The 1,439-nt window shown below is 50.7% G+C and carries 1 pseudogene; it reads right to left on the bottom strand.

From position 1 onward, the window contains the following. Window positions 1-1,439: pseudogene (locus A3773_RS18620) on the bottom strand (hypothetical protein); the annotation flags it as partial.

The raw sequence follows: 1,439 nt of genomic DNA, 5'->3' as shown, positions 1-1,439 counted from the left end.
CCTCCTTTTTCCCTTCCCTTCTCCTTTCTTCTTTTTTTTCTTCTTTTCTTTTCCCCCCTTTCTTCTTCCCCTCTCTTTCCTCTCTCCTCTTTTCTCTCCTCTCTTTCCTTCCCTTCTTTTTCCTTTTTCTCTCTCCTTCCTTCCCTTTTTCCTCCTCTTCCCCCCTTCTTCCCCTTTCCTTTCTCCTCTCCCCTTCTCCCCCTTTCCTTCTCCCCTTCCCCTCTCTTCTTTCCCTTCTTCTCTCTTTTCCTCTCTCTTTTCTTCTCTTCCCCCTCCTTTCCCCCTCTCTTCCTCCTCTCCTTCTTTCCTCTTTTCTCCCTTCTTTTTTCCTCCTCTTTCCCTTTTTCTCCCTTTTCCTTCCTCTTCTCTTCCTTCCCTTTTCCCCTTCTCTCCTTTTCTTTTCTCTCCCCCCCTTTCCTCCCTCCTCTTCTCTCTCTTTCTCCTTCTTTCTCTCCCCTCTCTCCTTTCCCTCCCCCCCCCCTTTTCCCTCCTCTCCCCTCTTCTCTCTTCTCCCTTTCTTCTCTTTTCTTCTTCTCCTTCTTCCTCCTCTCCTTTTCCTTTCCTTTCCCTCTTTCTCCCCTCTTTTTTTCCCTCCCTCCTTCCTCTCTCTCTCCCCCCCCCCCTTTCTCCTTTTTTCCTCTTTTTTCTTTTTTTTCTCCTCCCTCCCCCCCTTCCTCCTCTCTCTCCCTTCTCCTTCCCCTCCTCCCCTCTTCCTTTTCCTGTTCCCTCTTCCCCTCCCCTCGCCTCTCTTCCCCCTTCTCTTCCCTCCCTCCTCTCTCTTCTTCCCCTCTCCTTCCCCTCCTCCTCCCCCCCCTTTCTTTCCCTCCCTCCTTCCTTCCCTCTCCTCTTTCTTTTTCTCTCCTTTTTTCCCCTCTCCTCCCTCCCCTTCTCCCCTCCCTTTTCTCCCCCCCTCCTCTCCTTTTCCCCCCTCTTCTTTCCCCTTCCTCTTTTTCTCCTTTCTCCTCTTTCCTTTTTCCTTTCCCCCCCCTCTTCTCTCCTCTTTCTCCTCTCTCTTCCCTTTTTTTCTTCCTTCCCTCCCCCTCTCTTCCCCCCCCCTCTCTCCTCCCTTCTCTCTTTTCTCCCTCCCCCCTCATTACCTTCTCTCCTCTTCTCCCTCTTTTTCCTTTTCCCCTTTCCTCTTCTTCCCCCCTCTCCCCTCTCTTTCTTCCCCTTTTTCTCCCTTTCCTTTCTCCTTCCCTTTTCCTTCCTTCCCCTTTTCCCTCTCCTTTCCCTCCCCTTCCCCCTTTTTCTCTCTTTTCTTTCCCTCCTTTCCCTTCCTCCCCCTTCCTCTTCCTTTTTTCTCCTTCCATCTTCTCTCCTTCCCTTTCTCTTACCTTTCTCTCTCTCTTCCCTTCTCTCTTCTTCACCAGACATTTCTTACTTTCGTGTACAAACTCGATTGGATCTTCAATCGTAAGAATATGATCAGCGCGGGTATC

The sequence above is a fragment of the Neptuniibacter pectenicola genome, assembly GCF_001597735.1.
Taxonomy (GTDB): Bacteria; Pseudomonadota; Gammaproteobacteria; order Pseudomonadales; family Balneatricaceae; genus Neptuniibacter; species Neptuniibacter pectenicola.
Note: the sequence above shows the minus strand (reverse complement) of the source record. Positions and strands in the feature narration are given on the sequence as shown.